The sequence below is a fragment of the Aliagarivorans taiwanensis DSM 22990 genome (genome assembly GCF_000429505.1).
GTDB classification, from domain to species: domain Bacteria; phylum Pseudomonadota; class Gammaproteobacteria; order Enterobacterales; family Celerinatantimonadaceae; genus Aliagarivorans; species Aliagarivorans taiwanensis.
In genome coordinates, this window is sequence record NZ_AUBZ01000031.1 from 43,672 (window position 1) to 60,595 (window position 16,924).

Annotated in this window: 14 protein-coding genes and 5 tRNA genes; 4 read left to right on the forward strand and 15 right to left on the reverse strand. The window is 53.6% G+C overall.

Going from position 1 to position 16,924, the window contains the following annotated elements:
* Positions 1-48: 48 nt before the first annotated feature.
* Complete coding sequence (locus G462_RS25125; RefSeq protein WP_245579581.1) at positions 49-399, forward strand: CZB domain-containing protein; 351 nt, start codon at positions 49-51, stop codon at positions 397-399.
* Positions 400-474: 75 nt separating this feature from the next.
* Here the strand turns inward: G462_RS25125 and ffh are convergent, their stop codons facing one another.
* Positions 475-1,875 (reverse strand): signal recognition particle protein, encoded by a 1,401-nt coding sequence (gene ffh / locus G462_RS0114980; protein ID WP_026959711.1) that lies wholly within the window; start codon positions 1,873-1,875, stop codon positions 475-477.
* Positions 1,876-2,126: 251 nt separating this feature from the next.
* Between ffh and G462_RS0114985 the strand changes: the two genes are divergently transcribed.
* Together G462_RS0114985 and G462_RS0114990 are read left to right on the forward strand one after the other, a co-directional pair.
* Positions 2,127-2,921 (forward strand): cytochrome C assembly family protein, encoded by a 795-nt coding sequence (locus G462_RS0114985; protein ID WP_026959712.1) that lies wholly within the window; start codon positions 2,127-2,129, stop codon positions 2,919-2,921.
* A 148-nt stretch (positions 2,922-3,069) separates the two neighbouring features.
* Complete coding sequence (locus G462_RS0114990; RefSeq protein WP_026959713.1) at positions 3,070-4,350, forward strand: HlyC/CorC family transporter; 1,281 nt, start codon at positions 3,070-3,072, stop codon at positions 4,348-4,350.
* Between the two features lie 57 nt (positions 4,351-4,407).
* Here the strand turns inward: G462_RS0114990 and luxS are convergent, their stop codons facing one another.
* From luxS to G462_RS0115015, 5 genes are all read right to left on the reverse strand, one after another.
* Positions 4,408-4,917 carry an S-ribosylhomocysteine lyase gene (gene luxS / locus G462_RS0114995; RefSeq protein ID WP_026959714.1) on the reverse strand — a complete coding sequence of 170 codons (510 nt, stop codon included), beginning with the start codon at positions 4,915-4,917 and terminating at the stop codon, positions 4,408-4,410.
* Positions 4,918-4,948: 31 nt separating this feature from the next.
* On the reverse strand, positions 4,949-5,563 hold the full coding sequence (locus G462_RS0115000) for a transglycosylase SLT domain-containing protein (protein ID WP_035477867.1): 615 nt from the start codon (positions 5,561-5,563) through the stop codon (positions 4,949-4,951).
* Positions 5,564-5,579: 16 nt separating this feature from the next.
* Positions 5,580-7,151, reverse strand: coding sequence for a glutamate--cysteine ligase (gene gshA, locus G462_RS0115005; protein ID WP_035477871.1), 1,572 nt, complete (start codon positions 7,149-7,151; stop codon positions 5,580-5,582).
* A gap of 156 nt (positions 7,152-7,307) precedes the next feature.
* Entirely contained in the window at positions 7,308-10,157 is a 2,850-nt protein-coding gene (locus G462_RS0115010) for a M16 family metallopeptidase (RefSeq protein ID WP_035477873.1), read from the reverse strand.
* Between the two features lies 1 nt (position 10,158).
* Complete coding sequence (locus G462_RS0115015; RefSeq protein WP_035477876.1) at positions 10,159-10,587, reverse strand: YqaA family protein; 429 nt, start codon at positions 10,585-10,587, stop codon at positions 10,159-10,161.
* 572 nt (positions 10,588-11,159) lie between these two features.
* On the opposite strand from G462_RS0115015, the gene G462_RS24685 reads away from it, so the two are divergent.
* Positions 11,160-11,327 (forward strand): hypothetical protein, encoded by a 168-nt coding sequence (locus G462_RS24685; protein ID WP_169720175.1) that lies wholly within the window; start codon positions 11,160-11,162, stop codon positions 11,325-11,327.
* Positions 11,328-11,395: 68 nt separating this feature from the next.
* Here G462_RS24685 and G462_RS0115025 read toward each other — a convergent pair whose 3' ends face one another.
* The 9 genes from G462_RS0115025 to tnpA all read right to left on the reverse strand — a co-directional run bounded on the left by G462_RS0115025 (position 11,396) and on the right by tnpA (position 16,680).
* Positions 11,396-12,529, reverse strand: coding sequence for a sodium ion-translocating decarboxylase subunit beta (locus G462_RS0115025; protein WP_026959719.1), 1,134 nt, complete (start codon positions 12,527-12,529; stop codon positions 11,396-11,398).
* 10 nt (positions 12,530-12,539) lie between these two features.
* Positions 12,540-14,330 (reverse strand): sodium-extruding oxaloacetate decarboxylase subunit alpha, encoded by a 1,791-nt coding sequence (gene oadA, locus G462_RS0115030; RefSeq protein ID WP_026959720.1) that lies wholly within the window; start codon positions 14,328-14,330, stop codon positions 12,540-12,542.
* Between the two features lie 19 nt (positions 14,331-14,349).
* Entirely contained in the window at positions 14,350-14,607 is a 258-nt protein-coding gene (locus G462_RS0115035; RefSeq protein ID WP_026959721.1) for an OadG family protein, read from the reverse strand.
* Between the two features lie 520 nt (positions 14,608-15,127).
* Positions 15,128-15,204 (reverse strand) — tRNA-Arg (locus G462_RS0115040).
* A gap of 49 nt (positions 15,205-15,253) precedes the next feature.
* Positions 15,254-15,330 (reverse strand) — tRNA-Arg (locus G462_RS0115045).
* Between the two features lie 35 nt (positions 15,331-15,365).
* Positions 15,366-15,442, reverse strand: a tRNA-Arg gene (locus G462_RS0115050).
* 53 nt (positions 15,443-15,495) lie between these two features.
* Positions 15,496-15,572: transfer RNA gene (locus G462_RS0115055), tRNA-Arg, on the reverse strand.
* 11 nt (positions 15,573-15,583) lie between these two features.
* A tRNA-Ser gene (locus G462_RS0115060) sits at positions 15,584-15,676 on the reverse strand.
* A gap of 560 nt (positions 15,677-16,236) precedes the next feature.
* Positions 16,237-16,680, reverse strand: coding sequence for an IS200/IS605 family transposase (tnpA, locus tag G462_RS0115065; protein WP_026959722.1), 444 nt, complete (start codon positions 16,678-16,680; stop codon positions 16,237-16,239).
* Between the last annotated feature and the right edge of the window lie 244 nt (positions 16,681-16,924).

Below are 16,924 nucleotides of genomic sequence, written 5' to 3' on the forward strand. Positions count from 1 at the left end.
GGCCAAGGCACCGAAACCATCGATGAAGCGATGCTGCTGTCTAAAAGCATGCAGAGCGTGCTCGAGCAGCACGCCGATCTGGGCAGTGTCGAAGCGGCGCGCGCCCAGCATCTTGCGTGGAAAGCGCGGGTGTACGAGGCCATTGATGCAAATAGTGGCTCGGCTGAGATTGGCGACCCTAGCGCCTGTGGCGTGGGCGAGTGGCTGCAAGGCCAAGGTCGCGACCAGTTTGCCGACAACCAAGCCTTCCGCGCCTTAGAGCGCCCACATCAAGAGGCCCATCGCTTGGCCGAGCAAGCGCTGGCCGCTGAGCAGCAGTCCCAGCGCAACCAATTGCTGGAACAGCTAGAAACCGCCAGCGATGAGGTGATGGCCTGCTTTGCGCGATTAGCTAGCTAACCAGCCTGACTTGCACTGTAATAACAAAAAACGCGCCTTAAGGCGCGTTTTTTAGTATCAGGGATTAGCAGTCGCTTAGAAGCGACCGCGGCCGCCACCAAAGCCACCGCCCATGCCACCCATTCCGCCGGGAGGCATCATGCCTTTCATTTGGCTCATCATCTTGCGCATGCCGCCTTTACCCTTCATCTTCTTCATCATTTTCTGCATCTGGGTAAACTGTTTCAGCAGCTTGTTCACGTCTTGGATCTGCACGCCAGAACCGGCGGCGATACGACGCTTGCGTGAGCCCTTGATAATGTCAGGACGGGCACGCTCACCGGGAGTCATGGAGCTGATGATCGCTTCCATCCGCACGGTTAGCTTGTCGTCCATCTGGTCTTTCATATGCGCAGGCATATTACTCATACCGGGTAGCTTGTCCATCAGGCCCATCATGCCGCCCATGTCGCGCATCTGCGCCAACTGCTCACGGAAGTCTTCCAAATCAAAGCCGTCGCCCTTGGTGACCTTCTGCGCCAGTTTTTGCGCCTTGTCTTTATCAACCTTGCGCTCAACTTCTTCGATCAACGACAGCACGTCGCCCATGCCGAGGATACGCGAGGCAATACGCTCAGGGTGGAAGGGCTCGAGCGCGTCGCTCTTCTCGCCCATACCGATGAACTTAATCGGCTTACCGGTGATATGACGAATAGATAGGGCAGCACCACCACGGGCGTCACCATCGGCCTTGGTTAGGATCACACCGGTTAGCGGCAATGCATCGTTGAAGGCCTTGGCGGTGTTGGCCGCATCTTGACCGGTCATCGAGTCGACCACGAACAGGGTTTCCACCGGCTCAACCGCCGCGTGTAAGGCCTTGATCTCGTCCATCATCTGCTCGTCGACGTGCAGACGACCGGCAGTATCCACCAGCAGCACGTCAGCAAACTGCTTACGCGCAGCATCGATAGCACCGTTTACGATATCAACTGGCTTTTGCTCTACGCTGCTTGGGAAGAACTCAACGCCCACTTCGCCGGCCAGAGTTTCCAGCTGTTTGATCGCGGCCGGACGGTATACGTCGGCGCTCACCACCATTACTTTCTTCTTGTGACGCTCTTTTAAGAAACGCGCCAGTTTACCAACCGAGGTGGTTTTACCGGCACCTTGCAGACCCGCCATCATCACTACAGCAGGAGGCTGCGAGGCCAGGTTCAGCTCTTCATTGGCTTCGCCCATCGCCTTTTCCAGCTCTTGCTGGACGATCTTAACGAATACCTGGCCCGGACTTAGGCTCTTGTTAACTTCTTGGCCGAGGGCGCGCTCTTTAACGGTTTTTACAAATTCGCGTACCACCGGTAAGGCGACGTCAGCCTCCAGCAAAGCCATACGCACTTCGCGCAGGGTTTCTTTGATGTTGTCATCGGTAAGACGACCGCGTCCGCTGATGTTCTTCAGCGTTTTGGAGAGTCGGTCTGAGAGATTTTGAAACATGCCTTATCCTGTGATTCCGAAAAAGCGACTATTTGAATTTGACGGGGTGCTATCTACAGGATAACACCTCAAGTTTAGCGGGGTATTATATACAGAATAACACCCATGGTGATACTTCATCACACGGTTAGTGCGCGAGTCCTTGTCCCACAACCTGACAACAGGCATTGAATGTTGTAAAGCTTAGGTATGGCAGAGCCCTGCCCGCATGCGTATACTGGTGCAATTCATTTTCCAGGCTACTGTTTTTTATGAGTGTTTTGGTTGTCGCAATCTGCATCCTTTATGTTCTTGCCGGCTACGTATGTATCCGCGCGTTGAAGGATAAGCAAACAGTAGCCAGTCTTCCCCTGTCGATGAGCGCCGGTGCTGCCATCGCCCTACATGCCATTTGGCTGTGGCAAGAGCTGTTCTTTGCTGGCGGGCAAGACTTAAGTATCTTCAATATCGCTTGCCTGATAGCCCTGCTGATCACCACCTCCACCACCGTGCTAGCGCGTACCTTCAAGTTGTGGTTCGTATTGCCGGTGATCTACTTGTTCGCGATTCTGGCGCTGCTGCTGGCTAATTTTATCCCCAGCCATTACATCATCCACCTCGAGCTACGCCCGCAGATCCTGATTCATATCAGCCTCGCTCTGGCCTCGTTTACCGTGCTGATGATTGCTGCGCTCTACTCTTTGCAGCTGGCCTACCTGGACCGCAGCCTCAAAGAGCACAAAGCACGAGCGCTGCACCCCGCCCTGCCCTCGCTGATGGTAATTGAGCGCCAACTGTTTCGCTTAGTCTCGCTGGGTTTTGTGTTGCTCACCCTGAGCTTGGTGTCGGGCTACTTCTTCTTAGGCGACCTGTTCGCCAGCGGTAAGGCCCACAAAGCGGTATTTAGCGTACTAGCGTGGCTGGTGTATGCGCTCTTGTTGTGGGGTCACTACCAGCAAGGCTGGCGCGGCCGCCGTGTGACCACCATGAGTGTATTGGGCGCGCTGCTGCTATCGCTGGCTTACTTTGGCTCGCGCATCGTCCGGGAGCTGATCCTCGGTCGCTAGGCCGCGTTATCTAGCTTGCCTAATCACTCTTGCCAGTGCCGGCAAATCACCTGCTGTTGCCCATAGTTAGCTATCACTTAGCAATACTTGACAGTGATTGGTAAGGCCAGTTAAATAGTCGGGTTGAATTTCATAAGGATCGCCATTCTTGGACGAGCTCTCGACGAGTACCTTACTGCTGATACTCGCATTTCTCATTTGTTGTTCCGCTTTCTTCTCCAGCTCTGAAACCGGCATGATGTCACTCAACCGGTATCGCCTGCGCAACTTGGTTAACAAACGGCATCGCGCCGCCATGCGGGTCGACAAGCTGCTAAAACGCCCCGACAAACTGATTGGCCTGATCCTGATTGGCAACAACTTGGTGAACATTATGGCCTCGGCCATCGCCACCGTGATTGGTTTGCGCCTGTTCGGTAGCGTGGGGATCGCCATCGCTACCTTTACCCTGACCTTTGTGATCTTAGTATTCGCCGAAGTCACACCAAAGACGCTGGCCACTATGTATCCGGAGAAGATCGCCTACCCTGCGTCGTGGCTGTATACCCCTATGTTGAAACTGCTGATGCCACTGGTGTGGGTCACCAACAGCGTGACCGGCGGGGTACTGTGGTTGCTGCGCATTAAGCCAGACCAAAGCCAGGGCGATGCCCTGAGCCGCGAAGAGCTACGTACCGTGGTCCATGAAGCTGGCGCGATGATCCCACAGCGCCACCAAGATATGCTGTTGGGTATTCTCGATTTAGAGAAGGTAACGGTGGATGACATCATGGTGCCGCGCAATGAGATCGTCGCCATCGATGTCAACGACGACTGGGAAGACATTCAGCGCCAGCTCACCCAGAGCTCGCATACCAAGGTGCTGGTCTACCGCGACAATATCGACGATGCGGTGGGCTTTGTGCACGCCCGAGATGCCCTGCGTCTGCTATCGCGTAGCCAGTTCGATAAGACCTCGCTGCTGCGTGCACTGAAGCAGATCTACTTTATTCCCGAGAATACCCCGCTCAACGTGCAGCTGCTTAACTTCCAGATGAAGAAAGAGCGTATCGGCCTGATTGTCGATGAGTATGGCGATATCCAGGGGCTAGTGACGCTGGAAGATATTCTGGAAGAGATTGTCGGTGACTTCACCACCAATATGGCGCCGGATCCCTCCGATGAGATCCACCCGCAGATCGACGGCAGCTATCTGGTTGATGGCACCGCCAACATCCGCGACCTCAACAAGGAGATGGGCTGGAAGCTGCCCACCGACGGGCCGAAAACGCTTAATGGCTTGATTGTGGAGCACCTTGAAGATATTCCCGATGCCAACCTATGTGTGCGCTTGTCTGGCTACCCGATGGAGATTATCGAGGTGGAGAACAACACCGTGACTCTCGCGCGGGTCATCCCCAGCTACTATCGCAAACCGCGCAGCCGCTAGCGGTGGGCATAAAAAAAGCAGCTCACGAGCTGCTTTTTCAATCCCTCGCGGTTACGCCTACAGCTTACCTAGGATCTCTTCGCCCAGCGCGAGCTGGTCGTTTTTGTTCACGCCAATACCGCGGTCGATGATGTTCTGCGCAATCGCTTTGGCTTCTTCCAGCGAGTGCATCTCGGCAGTACCGCACTGGTACTCGTTCAGCTCGGGAATGTCATTTTGCGCGGCAACCTTAAGCACATCGTGCATCGAGGCCAGCCAGGCATCGGCCACGGCTTGCTCTTCAGGCTGACCAATCAGGCTCATGTAGAAACCGGTACGACAGCCCATCGGCGAGATGTCGATGATCTCAACCTGATCACCGTTTAGATGGTCGCGCATAAAGCCGGCGAACAGGTGCTCCAGAGTGTGAATACCTCTCTCGGACAGGATCTCCTGATTCGGCAGGCAGTAACGTAGGTCAAATACCGTGATGGTATCTTGCTTCGGGGTGGCCATGGTCTTCGCCACACGTACCGCAGGTGCCTGCATACGGGTGTGATCCACGGTAAAGCTGTCTAGTAGAGGCATAGTCGTTCTCTCTGTGAATTAAGCGGGCAATTTAACCAAAGAATAGTCGCCACAGCCAGCTGCGATCGAGGTCTTTTTTACATTGGTTGTACTGGGCAGCGTAGCGTTTAGAGCGCTCATCCACCCGACCAGCAACTTTGATCAGCCACTGTTTCTGATGATGGGTGCCGCGCTTATACCCAGTCCAACCCTCGTGGTAGTTGAGGTACTGATTGCGGGCATCCCATTTCGACACTCCGTTGATCTGGTAGGTCTTGTTGGTAAACCAACCCATAAAGTCGATGGCATCACCGAAGTTGGTGCGCGACGCACCGCGGCGGCCGGTCTCCTTGATGTAATCGTCCCAGGTCATGGTCTTAGCCTGGCTAAAGCCATAAGCATCACTGGCGCGCCCAACTGGGATAAAGCCAAACCAGTATTGCATCGGCGGGCGAGCGTTGTGCTTGAAGCTGGACTCCTGATACATCATCGCCATTGGCACATGTACCGGGGTGCCCCACTTCTTGTTCATCTTCTTGGCCGCTTTGTACCAGTCGCGCTTTTCCTTGAAGATCTCGCACAGGTTTTCCGGCTGCGCTGGCGGTTTGCTACTACAGGCGCTCACGCTGACTACGGTCAGCGCCACAATCAACCACTGTTTGAACATGTCAGGTCTCGATAATCTATTGATTTGCGTTGATAAAATATTGCTCTAAGAAGGCATCAAAAGAAAGCGTATCGTTGCGTTCTATCTCAGATTGTTGAGAAAAACTGTGCTGGGTCATCTGAGCGAAGTCGCTGTACTGCCAATTTCGCCCCTGATGGTCGAGTAATTGCTCGCGATACTGCTGGGCTAGCTCCAATCCCCAACGGCTGTTATCCAGATCCTGAGAGAGCAAGGTATCCATCACCCGCGCTGAGTAGGTATGGCCTTGTTCAACTTCGTGCTTCGCCTCTGCCAAGGCACTGCCGAAATCGGCTTCTAGTCGACAGGTATCCAGCAGCTCTGCGGCTTGCTCCATCTTGGCCAGCAGCTGTTCGATGTATTGGCCAATCGGCGCATCTTCGCCATTGATGGCCAGATTTAGCTGAGGGTCACGGCCTCGCACCGCCACTTGGTTGAAGTTGTAGCGGCAGTTTTGCAGCTCCAACTGGCCCATTGGCGCAGAGGGTAACAACAGGCAGGCCAGTAGCAGGCTGTCGATGACCCGCACTTGCTGCTCGGTCACGCCCTGTGGTGAGAATGGATTCACATCCAGCGCGCGGATCTCGATATACTCAACCCCGCCCTGCGACAGCGCCTGCGAGGGGGTTTGCCCTGATTTGGCCACCCGCTTGGCGCGAATCGGCGCGTACAGCTCATTCTCAATCTGCAGCACGTTAGCATTAAGCTGGCGGTACTCGCCGTCTACCTTCACACCCAACTCTTCAAAGCGCTCGGAGTGGCGATTCACCGCAGCTTGCACCGAGCTGACATACTCGGCCACGCTGTTGTAGTTAATCTCGAGGTGATTCTGCTCGTTGGAGGTGTAGCCAAGGTCACTGAGGCGCAGCGAGGTGGCAAACGGCAGATAGCGGGTGCCTTGGCCTAGGGTTTCGAATGGCAGCTTGGAGCCCTTGCCATCGACAAATGAACCACAGACCGCCGGTGAGGCGCCATAAAGGTAGGCGACCATCCAGCCGTAGCGATAGAAGTTGCGGATCAGCGCCATATACTGCTCAGAGATGTAATCCTGCAGCGGCTGGCTATCGCCATCCAGCTTCTGCTTCATCTCCCAAAAGTGCATCGGCAGCGAAAAGTTGTAGTGCACACCCGAGATAATCTGCATCGGACTACCGTAGCGACGCTTAAGGCCCTCACGATAGGCCCGTTTCATCTTGCCGATATTGGACTGACCATAGTCGGCCAGATTGATATCGTCGGGGTCGCCCACGTAGCATGGCATGCTGAGCGGCCATAGGCGCTGCTCACCGATATGCTTAACACTGAAGTGATGGATATCCGCCAGACGCGACAGCAATGTCGCCACGTTCTCCGATACCGGAGTAATAAACTCCAGCAACGATTCCGAGTAATCGGTGGTTATAAGCGGATGAGTCAGGGCTGAGCCGAGCTCAGCGGGATGGGGATCGGTGGCCAACGCGCCCTGCGGCGTGATGCGTAATGCTTCGCGCTCGATTCCGCGTTTAATGCCACATAAGCCGGTGTCCTTTAAGAGCGACTGCAATTGCTCTAAGTGCTTCAGTTGCGACAAAATTTGATCCGTATTGTTAATTCGCTGTTAGTGCCGCCAAGAATAGCGGTAATGCCGGGCAATTACTACTTTCACGGCCGCTTAGCGCTCTCTACGGCTGATTTTTCACCGCAATATCCCGCCGCGTATAGGTACGCTCCGCGGCGGGAAAAGCGTTTACAGTTCTACCTCTTGGACCGGCAGGCCAAGTCGCTCTAGATCCGGCAGCAAGGCACGTTTATCGCCCACCACCACAATGCACATCTCCTCGGGAGAGAAGAAGCGCGCCGCCAGCGCCTGCAGCTCTTCGCTGCTGATGCTGTTGGTGATCAGCTGCTGCTGCTCGACAAAGTCCGGCTCCAGCTGATACATCTGCATCAACATCAAGAAAGACGCCTTCTGGCTTGGCGTTGCATAAGAGAGCGCCTCCTGCTGGGTTACCGCGCTGCGCATGTACTCCAGCTCTTGCTCGCTGGGGCCGCTATCCATGTAGCTGTGCAGTTCTTGTAGCAGCTCAGAGATAGCTGCTGCGGTGGCATCGCGGCGAATGTCACTGGAGATAACAAAGCTGCCGCCTTGCTCAAACCCCGAGAAGTAGGAGCTCACCCCATAGGTGTAGCCCTTGTCTTCACGCAGATTCTGGTTGATCCGGCTGTTGAAGTTACCGCCGAAGTTAAAGTTCATCAGATTGGCTTTGAAGAAGTCACCGGTAGCATCATAGGCCAAGGCCGGTCGGGTGATCCGTAAGGCGGTTTGCACCGCGCCCGGGCGATCGATCAGGTAGATCCCCGGCTTGGCTTGCCTCTGTTGGCTCAGGCTACCGGCAGAAGCCGACTCACCCTGCCACTTGGTGACCAAGGGCTTGAGCTTGTCTTGCAGTTGCTCGGCGCTGAGGTTAGTTACCGCAACCATCTGGCTCGGCCTTGGCTGATAGTGTTGCTGCCAGAACGCCTTCACATCGTCTAAGGTGATATTGGCGATGCTCTCGCGGGTGCCATAACTGGAGCTACCCAAACGGCTGTCTTGCCCAAATGTGAGAGTTTGCGCCATCACGCTGGCCAGCCATTGGCTCTGGTTAAAACGCTGCTCGATGCTTTGCAGGTAGCGCGCCTGCTCGCGCTGGAACTCTTGCTCATCAAAGGCTGGGTTTAGAAGTTGGTCTTCTAGCAGCCCCAGTACCTCTTCAAGGTTCTCACTCAAGCTGCGCACTTCGATGATCTGATCGCTGAGCCCGGCGCTAAAGCTAATCGATGCGCCCAGCTCTTCGAGGCGGTCGGTCAACGCTGAAGCGCTGCGTGCCTGTGAGCTCTGCTTAAGCATCGCGGCAGTGAGCTTAGCAATGCCGTAAAGCTCTGGTGACTCCGACAAGGCGCCGCCGGGCATCCGTAGGCGTAAGGTCGTCGTCGGGTTGTTATGCTCGGAGGTGCCCAGTAGGGCTATGCCGTTACTCAGCTCCACTTGCCATAGCTCTGGCAGGTTCATCTGCGGCGCTTTACCGGCTGGCGGTTGCACGCTGCGATCAAAATCATCCTCTACCGTACGATAGGCCAAGCTCTCGGGGGCGATGGTGTGATGCTCTGGCCACTGGCGCTGCTCAGGCTCGAAGTTTACTGGTGCAGCGGCTAGCTCGAGCTTGCCGCGCGGTACTACGCTCAGCACCACCCGCGGCTTGCCTTCGATATAGTGGCGATAGGCGCTATCGACTTGCTCGCGGGTTACCGCATCGAACTGTGCAATCACCGATTCAACAAACAGCGGGTCATCGAGGAAGGTTTCGCCAAAGGCCAGTTGGCGCACCACATCGGGCACGCTTTCCATGCCAAAGATCGACGAAGCGCGCAGCGAGGCTTGCACCCGCGCGAGGTCCTCATCGGTCACGCCGCGCTCGCGGAATTCGGCAATCGCCAAGTCCACCTCGGCCTCGATATCGGCCAGGGTGTATTCTGATTGCGGGTTCAGCCGCACATACACGCTCAGGGTACATGCCAGCTCTTGGCAGTAATGGGAGCTGCTGGCAGACAGGGCTTTTCCGCTCTCCACCAAGCGCTGGTAGAGTAGCGAGCTTTTGCCGCCGCCGAGAACCTCAGAGAACATATCCAGCGCCACTTCATCCTGATGGCCGAGATAGACCGTGGGGTAGCTCATCAGCAGCACCGGGATATGGACGCGGTCTTCCAAGGTGATATAACGGGTTTCATCAAGCTCGGCAGGCTGCGGAGGCAGCTTGCCTGCCTCAGGGCCTTGCGGGATCCCGCCAAAGTACTGGATAACCCATTCCAGTGTTTGCTGGGTGTCGAAGTCGCCGCCGATGGTCAGTACCGCGTTATTGGGGCCATACCAGCGCAGGAAGAAGGCCTTCAGGTCGTTCACATCAACCCGGTCGAGGTCTTCCACGTAGCCAATAGGTTGCCAGGAGTATGGGTGCTCGCGGGGATAGAGCGCTTCGTCGAGCCGCTCCAGCATCAAGCCGTAAGGGGCGTTGTCGACGCGCTGGGCGCGCTCATTTTTCACCGCATTCCGCTGGATCTCAAACTTACGCTCGCTGACCGCTTCCAGTAAAAATCCCATGCGGTCGGCTTCCAGCCACAGCACAGTTTCCAGCTGGTTGGAGGGCACGGTTTGGTAGTAGTTGGTGCGATCTTTGTTGGTGGTGCCATTCATGCTGCCACCCGCTTCGTTAACGATGCGGAAGTGTTCCTGATCGCCAACGTGCTTGGAGCCTTGAAACATCATGTGCTCAAAAAAGTGGGCGAAGCCAGACTTGCCCTGCACCTCACGGCTGGAGCCAACATGGTAGGTCACGTCAACATGGGTTAGCGGTGAGTCATCGTTAGGATAGAGCAGTACCGTCAGGCCGTTGTCGAGCTGGTACTTTTGATAGTGTACTCCGAGAGAGTTTTGCTCCGGTAGGTGGTCTTCTAGGAGCGTCACACCCGATGGCAGCGTTGACTGCGCTGGGTTGTCCTGCCAACTACTACATCCGGCAAGCACACCGAGCAACAATCCAATCTTCCACCATCGTTGCATACTATCCTCCCAAAAATCCCGCAACATACAACAGCACCGCGTAACGCAGCGCCTTTCCAACTAACATCGCCAGCCCACTTTGAATAATGGGTAGCTTGGCGGCTCCGGCCAACAGGCAAAGCGCATCGCCAATCACCGGTGTCCAGCTCAGTAGCAAGCTCCACCAACCATAGCGCTTGAGCCACGGCATCGCTCTGGCTTGCTCTTTTTCAGAGGGCAGCCACCCGGTATAGCGCCTGCCCAGCACCACCGCGCCCCACCCCATAAAGAAGGTGATATAGCCACCGATGGTGTTGCCCAGCGTCGCTGACACCAACAACGCTGGGGCCATCTCAGGTTCACGTACCGCCAACGAGACAATCAATACCTCGGAGCTACCGGGCAATAGCGTTGCCGACGACAGCGCACTAAAAAACATCAACCACCACATCCGATGGGCCACTCCTTGTAAACAGCGTAAGGCGAGCTCATTGTCCAGTTTCGAGCGCTGAACTCAATGACAAGATGTTGATTTAGCTGTTGAGTTAGACGACGGTGCGAGCAAAATGTTCTACCCGATTGCCTATCGCGCTGCGCATTCGCTTAAAATACCATCAGCGCGAGCACACATGCTTCCCACAATATTCTTTGCGACTAGAATAAACCGCGACAACAAGCGAAAGAAAGCCCGTTGCTGTGAAGCCAGCAGACGAATTTGCTCGTATACCCGAATAGCCTCAAGATGCTTGTTCAGCGAGATTTTCCAAGCCCTCAGACAAGGCACTGTTCCGCAGATCTAGTGGTCTAAATCAAGGAATAGTAACGCAGTATGAGGGTTTGGAAAACTCGCCCTTTGGGAGGAACTCAATGTCTATAGTTCGTCGTTGAAATCATTTGAAATGGCTCACCATTCCTTCATGCTTTCGCCCCGCCCTATAGACATTGAGTTCCTCTGAATCCTGCATCTTGAGGTTATTCGGGTATAAAAGAACTAAAATTGAATAAAAACAATAGGAATTCACCATGGCCAGATTTTTCTTACTGCCCCTGATTCTGTCGGTTTTTTGGACCTTGATCTTGTTTCGCTTTGGCAAAAGCATGAAGGATGGACGGCTTGGCTACTACATCATCATCGGTGGCAGCACCTTTCTGATTGGCTTTTTCAGCTTGATGATGTACTTGACCCGTTAGCATTCTGTGACGTTCAGACATAAAAAAACCTGGTGCACGCACCAGGTTTTTTCGTTTCAGGTTTCGGCTTAACCGCCAACCAGCGAGAGCAGGATACCTGCCGCTACGGCACTACCCAGTACCCCAGCAACGTTTGGTCCCATCGCATGCATCAGCAGGAAGTTGTGTGGGTTAGACTCAAGGCCAACCTTGTTCACAACACGTGCCGCCATCGGTACTGCAGATACACCGGCCGCACCGATAAGTGGGTTGATCTTACCACCGCTCAAGCGGCTCATCAGTTTCGCCATCAATACGCCAGAGGCAGTACCGATACCGAAGGCAATCATACCCAGAACCAGAATACCGATGGTGTTCCAAGTCAGGAACTGCTCAGCATTCAGCTTAGAGCCCACTGCCAGACCTAGGAAGATGGTCACGATGTTAATCAGCTCGTTCTGCGCAGTTTTGCTCAGACGGTCAACCACACCCGATTCACGCATCAGGTTACCCAGACAGAACATACCTACCAGCGGTGTAGCGGTTGGCAAGAACAGGATAGCCAAGGTCAGTACCGCAATTGGGAAGATGATCTTCTCACGCATGCTTACCGGACGCAGTTGGTCCATCTTGATCTGACGCTCTTCTTCAGTGGTCAGGGCCTTCATAATTGGCGGCTGGATAATTGGCACCAGCGCCATGTATGAGTAGGCCGCTACCGCAATCGCACCCAATAGGTGTGGCGCCAGCTTAGACGACAAGAAGATAGCGGTTGGGCCATCTGCACCACCGATAATCGCAATCGCCGAGGCATCAGCCAGGGTGAACTCGAAGCCCGGTACGTAGTTCAGCAAGATCGCACCAAACAAGGTGGCGAAGATACCGAACTGCGCTGCGGCACCCAACAGCAACATGCGTGGGTTAGCGATTAGCGCGCCAAAGTCGGTCAGTGCACCTACGCCCATGAAGATCAACAGCGGGAATACCCCGGTATCAACACCCATGTAGTACACGTAGTACAGCACACCGCCTGGATCGGTAAAGCCTGCTAGCGGGATGTTTGATAGCACCGCACCGAAGCCGATAGGCAACAGCAACAGCGGCTCAAACTTCTTAGCAATGGCCAGAAACAGTAGGCCGAGGCCCACTGCAATCATCACCAACTGGGCCAGCTCAAAGTTCGCCAGACCAGTGGTTAGCCAAAGGGTCTTAAATCCTTCCACAAAGCGCTCCTTACGCGATGGTCAGCAGGGTTTCGCCCACTGCAACCGAATCGCCTTCCTTGACGTTCACTTCGCTTACTGCACCGGTAGTGGTGGAGCGTACTTCAGTTTCCATCTTCATCGCTTCCATGATCAGCAGCACGTCGCCTTCCTGAACTTGGTCGCCAGGCTTGGCCATTACTTTGAAGATGTTACCGGCCATTGGCGCACTCAGTGGCTCACCGGCGCCTGCAGCAGGGGCTGGAGCGGCGGCAGCAGCAGGCGCAGCAGCGGCGGCTGGGGCAACACCTTCGATAGAGCCTTCTGGGCCTACATCTACGGTGTACAGCTGGCCATCAACACGTACCGAGTAAGTCTCTACGCCACCTTTCGCAGCAGCTTTAGCAGGTGCAGCGGCTGGCTTCACGTCGTCAGCGCTTGGCACTGGCTCGAACGCATCTGGGTTACCACGGTTTTTCAGGAACTTAAGACCGATTTGTGGGAACAGCGCGTAAGTCAGAGCGTCATCAACGGTATTCTCTGCCAGTTTGAAGCCTTCTTCCTTAGACAGCTTAACGATCTCTTCTTGCAGCTGGTCCATCTCGGCAGCAATCAGGTCGGCAGGGCGGCAAGTGATTGGCTCAGCGCCATCTAGAACACGTGCTTGCAGCTCTTTGTTTACTTCACCCGGAGCCTTACCGTATTGGCCAGACAGTACGCCTGCGGTCTCTTTAGTGATGGTTTTGTAGCGCTCGCCCATCAGTACGTTGATAACCGATTGAGAGCCAACGATTTGCGAGGTCGGAGTCACCAGAGGAATGTAGCCCAGGTCTTCACGAACTTTAGGAATCTCAGCCAGTACTTCGTCGATACGGTCGGCAGCGCCCTGCTCTTTAAGCTGCGCTTCCATGTTGGTCAACATACCGCCAGGTACTTGAGCAATCAGGATGCGTGAATCAACACCTTTCAGGCTACCTTCGAACTTCGCGTACTTCTTACGTACTTCACGGAAGTAAGCCGCGATGCCTTCCAGTTTAGACAGATCCAAGCCAGTATCGCGCTCGGTGCCTTGCAGCATAGCAACAACAGTTTCTGTTGGGCTGTGGCCGTAGGTGCAGCTCATTGAAGAGATAGAGGTATCGATAATGTCGATGCCCGCTTCAATGGCTTTCATTTGGGTTGGCAGGCTCAGACCGGTAGTCGCGTGACAGTGTAGTGCCAGCTCCATATCAGTTTCTGCTTTCAGACGCTTAATCAGGGTTTCTGCTTCGTAAGGCTTAAGCAGACCTGACATGTCTTTAATACAGATAGAGTGGCAGCCCATGTCTTCCAGAGTCTTGGCCAGACCTACCCAGTTCTCCAGCGTGTGGATTGGGCTGGTGGTGTAAGACAGGGTACCTTGAGCGTGTGCACCGTTTTCGATAGCCGCTTTAACCGCTGCCTGGAAGTTACGTGGGTCGTTCATCGCATCAAAGATACGGAATACGTCCATACCGTTGGTTACGGCACGCTCAACGAACTTCGCTACTACGTCATCAGCATAGTGACGGTAGCCCAGTAGGTTTTGGCCACGTAGCAACATTTGTTGCTTGGTGTTTGGCATTACCTTTTTCAGTTCGCGCAGACGCTCCCATGGATCTTCACCCAAGAAACGAATACATGAATCGAAGGTAGCGCCGCCCCAGGTTTCCAGTGACCAGTAGCCGAGCTTATCCAGCTCAGAAGCAATGGGGAGCATATCTTCGATACGCAGGCGTGTAGCCAATAGAGACTGGTGCGCATCGCGCAACACGACATCAGTTAAAGCGAGTGGCTTAGACATGGGGGGGTTCCTCTAAATATTATTGTGCCTTCCGATACTGATGAACAGCCGCAGTGATTGCAGCCATAACAGCAGTATTGTTAGTAGTTTGAACTGGCTTCGCCGCAGGCTTTGCGGCTACAGGTGCTTCGACAGGTGGTGCGAACTTGGACAGGACCACGATCGCCAGAATAAGCAGAGACAAGAATGCGAATACGGCCACCATGCCGATACCCAAGAGTTCTGCTGCGTCAAGCAACTGTTCCCCAACTGAGGGATGAGAAAGATTGCTAGTCATACAAATAGTTCCATTTTTAGACGACAAGCTAGAATTGCACGCACTCTGTAAAAAAGCAACGACACATGGTGAATGTTTATGCAATTATGGATATTCCACTCACTACTGGGATCTTGCTCAAACTTACTGTTAATACAGTGTGCGCTGTTATTTTTAACCAAGTCACGCCATTAACAGAATGTTTACATTTATCAAAGTGGCTTGTTGGTGACTAAAAAGCTGATAACGCGTACACAAACTGAACAGGCCTTCGGCGCTATATGATTGAATAATTAACAAGTTTTATGCACAAATGTCTGAAACTTAGGTCCTAATTTGTACTACAGCCTACGAAAGCGTAAGCCAGTGAGCATGAACAAGGTAAACGATTTGGGAAGGATTCAGCGGCCTGTAGCGAGCGATAGCCACACGAGTAAGCGACTGTGGAGTCATCAGTTGCGATGTGGGCGATAATCAGCCTGCCAACAAGGTCATGACAAACAACTGAAATAAAATGAAGTTATAAAGAGAAAGAGAGAGATGGCGCGCGTGGAAGGATTCGAACCTCCGACCGCCTGGTTCGTAGCCAGGTACTCTATCCAGCTGAGCTACACGCGCGTGGTGTTTCTAAAGCCTAGATGAAGGCTTAGAATTTTCAAGAAAAAGATGGCGCGCGTGGAAGGATTCGAACCTCCGACCGCCTGGTTCGTAGCCAGGTACTCTATCCAGCTGAGCTACACGCGCGCAGTAAACTCTTGACCTGCAAAGCAGGTAAATAATGGCGCGCGTGGAAGGATTCGAACCTCCGACCGCCTGGTTCGTAGCCAGGTACTCTATCCAGCTGAGCTACACGCGCACAATAACACTGTCGACAAAAAAAGCTCATGTCCATGAGCCTTTTGTAAAATATGGCGCGCGTGGAAGGATTCGAACCTCCGACCGCCTGGTTCGTAGCCAGGTACTCTATCCAGCTGAGCTACACGCGCGTTGAAATCGATGGCGGTGAAGGAGGGATTCGAACCCTCGATAGGGCTACAAACCCTATACTCCCTTAGCAGGGGAGCGCCTTCAGCCACTCGGCCACCTCACCGCGATTTCGGGTGTGCATATTACTGGCTGCAGAAATTTAGTCAAACACTTTTTTGAATAATATGCGTGTTCGCTCAGGAATCGCACAAACACCTTATAAAGTAAGGAAATACGCTGGATTTATCGGCAAATCCGGCCTTTATGGGTAGGTGTTCAATCGGTACGCCCGGCACCAAACAGCCTGTGCAAGGTCGGCATAAAGAAGTAATAAATTGTTTGAGTGGGCAGTTTTCCAACACATTTCGCTCAACCGAGGCGCGCTTAGCAGTAATACCAATCCGGATAAGCAAGTGACCAGAGATTGCGCAGGGAAAATCATTGAGGACGAGCGAGCGCTTGCCGTGACTTGTGGGTCAATTACAAAAACGTTGACGCTGTCATCCATGATTTTAATCAGCAAGAATGAGCAGTTACTTATATGGATTGGTATAAGACAGCTATTCAGTGAGAGCCGGGAAAAAACAAACCAGCGAAAGACAAATCTTGCGGGGATAGAAGTAAAAAATCCACCTGCTGAGCAGGTGGCTTTGACACGGCCCCCTAGAAGGGGGCTCACCTATACTACTGCATTTCCAGTGACATCTGACGTTCTTGCTCTTCTTTCTCTACCTTGTCTTGATGCCTGACATACCGCCTGATTATGTCTTCGTTCGCCCCAACGGAATCAACGAAGTACCCTCTTTGCCAAAAGTAATTACCCCACAGTTTCTTCTTTCTCAAGTAAGGATACTTCGCAAACAACCTAATCGCGGTTCTTCCTTTCACGAAGCCCACATACTCTGAAACACTCAGGCTCGGGGGCATCCTGACAACCAAATGGACATGGTCAATTTGAACATTTAGTTCAACGATTTTGCATTTCTTCATTGAGCTGTAGATGTAGAGCCCTCTATGCAACTCTTTGCCTAAGCTCCCCTTCAGGAGCTTGAATCTGTACTTTGGCGTCCAGACGATGTGATACTGACAACGATAGAATACGTGTGAAGCGGATTCATATCTGCTCATGTTAGTTGTTCTCCTATTTGCTGGTTACAAACAGGTTGAACCTTCTAACATGAGCGCTCTTCGGGCAAAGCCCACAAGAACGATCACCACCTCCATAGGAGGTGGTTTAATACTGATAACGAAAAACGCCAGTCATAAGACTGGCGTTTGATGATCTTGGCGTTTGCGAATCGCTTAGCGACGCAGACCCAGTTTAGCGATCAGTGCTTGGTACGCTTCAACGTCTTTACGTTTCAGGTAGTCA